Source organism: Streptomyces sp. NPDC001889, assembly GCF_053594535.1.
The window spans coordinates 36628-42627 of record NZ_JBSFER010000040.1 but is presented as its reverse complement, the minus strand read 5'-3'; the positions used below and the strand labels follow the sequence as shown (position 1 = coordinate 42627).

Below are 6000 nucleotides of genomic sequence, written 5' to 3'. Positions count from 1 at the left end.
TCCCGACGGCACGATCGTCTTCCCCGGCCGGCGCGACGGCCAGGTCAAGGTCCGGGGCCACCGGGTCGAACTCGGCGAGATCGAGTCCGCGGTCAAGGCCGTCCCCGGAGTCGCCGACGCCGTCGTCACGGCCGATGTCTCCGCCGCCCGCACCACCCGGCTCGTGGCCCACTACGTGCCGGCCGGCCGGGACGCCCCCGACGCGGAAGGGCTGCGCCGGCGCGGCGCCCGCGCGGCGGTGGGCCGCCCGGCGCCGTCCGTGCGCCTCAGGCGTCGAGCGCGGTCATCACGTGCTTGACACGGGTGTAGTCGTCGAAGCCGTACGCCGACAGGTCCTTGCCGTACCCCGACTTCTTGAAGCCGCCGTGGGGCATCTCCGCCACCAGCGGGATGTGGGTGTTGATCCAGACACAGCCGAAGTCGAGCGCCTTCGACATCCGCATGGCCCGGCCGTGGTCCTTCGTCCAGACCGAGGACGCGAGGGCGAACTCCACCCCGTTGGCCCACTCCAGCGCCTGCGCCTCGTCGGCGAAGGACTGAACGGTGATCACCGGCCCGAAGACCTCGTTCTGGATGATCTCGTCGTCCTGCCGGAGCCCGGAGACGACGGTCGGGGCGTAGAAGTACCCCTTCTCGCCGACCCGGTGGCCGCCCGCCTCGACCTTGGCGTGGGCCGGCAGCCGCTCGATGAAGCCGGAGACCTGGGCAAGCTGGCCGGCGTTGTTCAGCGGGCCGTAGAGCACGTCCTCGTCGTCCGGCGCGCCGGTCCTGGTCTCGGCGGCGGCCTTGGCGAGCGCGGCCACGAACTCGTCGTGGATGGACTCGTGGACGAGCACCCGGGTGGCGGCCGTACAGTCCTGGCCCGCGTTGAAGTACCCCGCGACCGCGATCTCCTCGGTGGCCTTGGCGATGTCGGTGTCCTCGAAGACCACGACCGGGGCCTTGCCGCCCAGCTCCAGGTGGACGCGCTTGACGTCCTTGGCGGCGGAGGCGGCGACCTGGACGCCCGCGCGGACCGACCCGGTGATGGAGGCCATGGCCGGGGTCGGGTGCTCGACCATCGCGCGGCCCGTCTCGCGGTCGCCGCAGATGACGTTGAAGACGCCCTGGGGCACGATCGCGCCGATGATCTCGGCGATCAGCACGGTGGAGGCGGGGGTGGTGTCCGAGGGCTTGAGCACCACGGTGTTGCCCGCGGCCAGCGCCGGGGCGAATTTCCACACGGCCATCATCATCGGGTAGTTCCACGGCGCGACCTGCGCGCAGACACCGACCGGCTCGCGGCGGATCATGGAGGTGAAGCCCTCCATGTACTCACCGGCGGAGCGCCCCTCCAGCATCCGGGCCGCGCCCGCGAAGAACCGGATCTGGTCCACCATCGGGGGGACCTCCTCGGTGCGGACCAGCTCCAGCGGCTTGCCGGTGTTCTCCGACTCGGTGGCGATCAGGTCCTCGGCGCGCTCCTCGAACGCGTCCGCGATCTTGAGAAGCACCTTCTGGCGCTCGGCGGGGGTGGTGTCCCGCCAGGCGGGGAAGGCGGCCTCGGCGGCCTCCATGGCCGCGTCGACGTCGGCGTCCCCGGAGAGCGGGGAGACGGCGTAGACCTCGCCGGTGGCCGGGTTGATGACGTCGATCGTCCGCCCGTCGGCGGCGTCCCGGAACTCCCCGTTGATGTAGTTGCGCAGACGACGCAGCTCGGTGGTCACTGTGGCCACCCTCCTGTCTGTTCTCCGTGGGTCCGATGGGTGCGGGTCCAATGGGTGAGACACATACACCCGAGAAGGCCCACCCTAGCGCCAAGAGTGACGCTTTCGACAGGCCCGACCCGTTACACCTGCGGATTCAGCAATATTCAATGCCTTCAACAACGAATTTCATCGCTCAGGGCTTGCACGACGGACGACTCCCGGTGCATGGTGAGTTTGTGGCCAGTCGAAGCGCAGACTCCAGGACAGGGAACGGGTCGTCCCCGACGATCGACGCCGTCTCCCTCGCGATCATCGAGCAGCTCCAGGAGGACGGGCGCCGTCCCTACGCCGCGATCGGCAAGGCCGTGGGCCTCTCCGAAGCGGCGGTGCGGCAGCGCGTCCAGAAGCTGCTCGACCAGGGCGTGATGCAGATCGTCGCCGTCACCGACCCGCTCACCGTGGGTTTCCGGCGTCAGGCGATGGTGGGCATCCAGGTCGAGGGCGACCTCGACCCGGTCGCGGAGGCGCTGACCGCCATGGCCGAATGCGAGTACGTGGTGATGACCGCGGGCTCCTTCGACCTGATGGTGGAGGTCGTCTGCGAGGACGACGACCACCTGCTCGAAGTGATCAACAAACGGATTCGCGCACTCCCCGGTGTGCGGTCCACCGAGAGCTTCGTCTACCTCAAGCTCAAGAAGCAGACCTACATGTGGGGAACCCGATAGCCGTGAGCCAGGACCTCTCCAAGACCGCCTACGACCACCTGTGGATGCACTTCACCCGCATGTCGTCGTACGAGAACTCCCCCGTGCCCACCATCGTCCGCGGTGAGGGCACCTATATCTTCGACGACAAGGGCAAGCGCTACATCGACGGCCTGGCCGGCCTCTTCGTGGTCAACGCGGGCCACGGCCGGGTCGAGCTGGCGGAGACCGCCTACAAGCAGGCCCAGGAGCTGGCCTTCTTCCCGATCTGGTCCTATGCCCACCCCAAGGCCGTCGAGCTGGCCGAGCGCCTCGCGCACGAGGCCCCCGGCGACCTGAACAAGGTCTTCTTCACCACCGGCGGCGGCGAGGCGGTCGAGACCGCCTGGAAGCTCGCCAAGCAGTACTGGAAGCTGAAGGGCCACCACACCAAGTACAAGGTCATCTCGCGTGCGGTCGCCTACCACGGCACCCCGCAGGGCGCCCTGTCCATCACCGGCCTGCCCGCGCTGAAGGCCCCCTTCGAGCCGCTGGTCCCCGGCGCGCACAAGGTGCCCAACACCAACATCTACCGCGCCCCGATACACGGCGACGACCCCGAGGCCTTCGGCCGCTGGGCCGCCGACCAGATCGAGCAGGAGATCCTCTTCGAGGGCCCCGAGACCGTCGCGGCCGTCTTCCTGGAGCCGGTGCAGAACGCCGGCGGCTGCTTCCCGCCGCCGCCCGGCTACTTCCAGCGCGTCCGCGAGATCTGCGACCAGTACGACGTCCTGCTCGTGTCGGACGAGGTCATCTGCGCCTTCGGCCGCCTCGGCACGACCTTCGCCTGTGACAAGTTCGGCTACATCCCGGACATGATCACCTGCGCCAAGGGCATGACGTCGGGCTACTCCCCGATCGGCGCCTGCATCATCTCCGACCGGCTCGCCGAGCCGTTCTACAAGGGCGACAACACCTTCCTGCACGGCTACACCTTCGGCGGCCACCCCGTCTCCGCCGCCGTCGGCGTCGCCAACCTCGACATCTTCGAGCGCGAGGGCCTCAACCAGCACGTCCTGGACAACGAGGACGCCTTCCGGGCCACCCTGGAGAAGCTGTACGACCTGCCGATCGTCGGCGATGTCCGCGGCAACGGCTTCTTCTACGGCATCGAGCTGGTGAAGGACAAGGCCACCAAGGAGACCTTCACCGACGAGGAGACGGAGCGCGTGCTGTACGGCTTCCTCTCCAAGGCGCTGTACGAGAACGGTCTGTACTGCCGGGCCGACGACCGCGGCGACCCGGTCATCCAGCTCGCGCCGCCGCTGGTCGCCGACCAGACGACGTTCGACGAGATCGAGCAGGTGCTGCGGACCGTCCTCACGGAGGCCTGGACCAAGCTCTGACCCCGCCCCCGGCCGGACTCCGCTCCGCCCCGGGAGCGGGCTCCGGCCCCGCCGCACCCCCGTCGTGCCACGGCCCGGGTACGCCCATCCGAGTGGATGGCGCGTACCCGGGCCGTGTGGTTACCGGGACCCCGCATCCGGCTGCCTAGCGTGCGAGTGACCGATCAGCCCTGACGTCGTTCCCCCGTACGGGGGACGGCGAATCTGATCAGAACCGAGGTGTACGCCATGGTGGCCCCGCCGGACAACGACGCGCTCTGGGCACGCTCCCTCCACCACTCCCCCGCCGGGTCGCCCGCGCTCGCCGGAGTCTCGCTCGGTGTGCGGGAGGGCGAGATCCTCGCCGTGTGCGGGCCCCGGGGCAGCGGTAAGACCACACTCCTGCACTGCCTCTCCGGCCAGACCGTCGCCGACGACGGCGAGGTGTGGTTCCACAGCACCGCCGTGCACACGCTCTCCGCGCTCCAGCGCGAACGGCTGCGGCGGGAGCACTTCGGCTGGATCGGCCCCGAGCCCTCGCTCGTCCCGGAGCTGACCGTCTGGGAGAACGTCGCGCTGCCGCTGCTGCTGCGCGGCGCCTCCCCCCGCCGGGCCAGGGCCGCCGCGCTGGAGGGGCTGGACCGGCTGGACGTCGGCGCGTGCGCCCCGCTGCGGCCGTACGCCCTCACCCAGCCGCAGCGCCAGCGGGCCGCCACCGCGCGGGCGCTGATCGCGCTCCCGCCGGTGCTGTTCGCGGACGAGCCGACGGCCACCCTGCACCGCGCGGACCGGGCCCTGGTGCTGCGGACCCTGCTGGCCGTGGCCCGCTCGCACCGGATCACCGTCGTCCTGGCCACCTGCGACCCCGAGACCGGGGCGCTCGCCGACCGGACGATCACCCTCGCGGACGGCCGGCGGGTGGGTTCGCCGGACGCCGCCGACGCGGAAGGCCAGGCCGAGTGCTCGCTCTCCGTCTAGTCCGTGGCGGCCACCCCGTCGTCCTGCTGCGCCGGCTGCTGGTGGCGGCGGCCTCGGGAGGCGTGGGCTTTCTGCTGCTCTGCTCACTGACGTACGCCCTCGCCCACCCCGGCGACCCCGGCGCCTCGCTGCCGCGGCTCGCCTGGTGTGCCGTACCGCTGGCCGCGACGGCGCACTTCGCGGTGGTGGTGGCCCGTACGGACCCGGCCACCCGCCCCCGTACCGGACTCTCCGCCTTCGGGCTCGGGCCCGGCCGGCTCGCCGCGCTGGCCGCGGCCTCCACCGCCGTGGCCGGGGCGCTCGGCAGCGCGCTCGCGCTGCTGCTCTTCCTCCATCTGCGGGGCGATCTCACCGGGCTTCCGTTCGACGGGGCGGCGGCCGGGCCGCTCGCCTCCGGGGAGCCGCTGCCGCTGGGGGCGGCGCTGACCCTGCTGGCCCTCGCCCCGCTCACCGCGACGGCCGCCACCGCTCTGGCGCTGCGCGGACGGCCCTGCGGCCCCGAAGCGGCGACCGGGCCGGGGACCGGTCCGGGACCGGTCCCGGGCCCCGGTTCCGCCTCCGGCGCGGGCGAGGGGTTCGGGGAGGTGTCCGCGCCGGTGGGGACCCGGCCGCCCGGCGGGCTGCCCTGGGGGTGCGCGCTCACCACCGCGGGCCTGGCGGTCGGCACCTACGCGGCCCGGGGCGGCACCGCCGTGGCGCTCCCGCTGCCCAGCGGGTTCGACGCCCACCCGGCCGGGGTACTGGTGGGCTGGGCGCTCACCGCCGTGGGCCTCGCGGTCGCCGGACCCGCCCTCACCCACTTCTGCGGACGCCTCCTCCAGGCGGCGCGCCCCGGCGCCGTCCGGCTGCTGGCCGGCCGCATCCTGATGGAGGAGGCCCGCCGGATCGGCCGCCCGCTGGGCGTGGTCTGCGCCGTCGCCTCGGCCGTGATCACGGCCCGGACGCTGTACGGGACCGAGGCGCACCCCTTCGGGCCGCTGACCGGCCTCGGCGCGGGGCTGGTCGTCGCCTGTACGACCGCGACCCTGCTCACCTCGGCCGTGGAGGCGCGCCAGTCCCGCTCGGACGCGAGCCGGGAACTGCGCCGCCTCGGCGCCCCCGCGAACGCCCTGCGGCTGGCGGCGCTGCTGCGGGTGCTGGTGCTGGTGGCCGTGCTCGCGCCGCTGACCTGGGCGGTGGCGACACTGGCCGCGATGCCGCTGATCCGCTGATCCACCGGGGCGGGCGGGGCACCCGGACCCGGGGCATGACCTCCGAGGTCAT

The 6000-nt window shown here is 72.3% G+C and carries 6 protein-coding genes; 5 read left to right on the top strand and 1 reads right to left on the bottom strand.

Annotated features, from left to right (window positions below; all coding sequences use genetic code 11):
- Positions 1-298, top strand: a 298-nt coding sequence (locus ACWCRA_RS33515; RefSeq protein ID WP_451069330.1) for an AMP-binding enzyme, incomplete at its 5' end; no start/stop codon positions are given.
- On the opposite strand, the gene ACWCRA_RS33510 is transcribed toward ACWCRA_RS33515, so the two are convergent.
- Positions 267-1706 (bottom strand): gamma-aminobutyraldehyde dehydrogenase, encoded by a 1440-nt coding sequence (locus ACWCRA_RS33510; protein ID WP_351546535.1) that lies wholly within the window; start codon positions 1704-1706, stop codon positions 267-269. The genes ACWCRA_RS33515 and ACWCRA_RS33510 overlap by 32 nt on opposite strands.
- Positions 1707-1924: 218 nt before the next feature.
- Here ACWCRA_RS33510 and ACWCRA_RS33505 point away from each other — a divergent pair, with 218 nt between their 5' ends.
- From ACWCRA_RS33505 to ACWCRA_RS33490, 4 genes are all read left to right on the top strand, one after another.
- Entirely contained in the window at positions 1925-2416 is a 492-nt protein-coding gene (locus ACWCRA_RS33505; protein ID WP_351546349.1) for an Lrp/AsnC family transcriptional regulator, read from the top strand.
- Complete coding sequence (locus ACWCRA_RS33500) at positions 2401-3780, top strand: aspartate aminotransferase family protein (protein WP_351546352.1); 1380 nt, start codon at positions 2401-2403, stop codon at positions 3778-3780. Before ACWCRA_RS33505 ends, ACWCRA_RS33500 begins: the two co-directional genes overlap by 16 nt.
- Before the next feature lie 228 nt (positions 3781-4008).
- Entirely contained in the window at positions 4009-4737 is a 729-nt protein-coding gene (locus tag ACWCRA_RS33495; RefSeq protein WP_351546355.1) for an ABC transporter ATP-binding protein, read from the top strand.
- Positions 4719-5948, top strand: coding sequence for a hypothetical protein (locus ACWCRA_RS33490; protein WP_351546358.1), 1230 nt, complete (start codon positions 4719-4721; stop codon positions 5946-5948). Before ACWCRA_RS33495 ends, ACWCRA_RS33490 begins: the two co-directional genes overlap by 19 nt.
- The last annotated feature ends 52 nt before the right edge of the window (positions 5949-6000 follow it).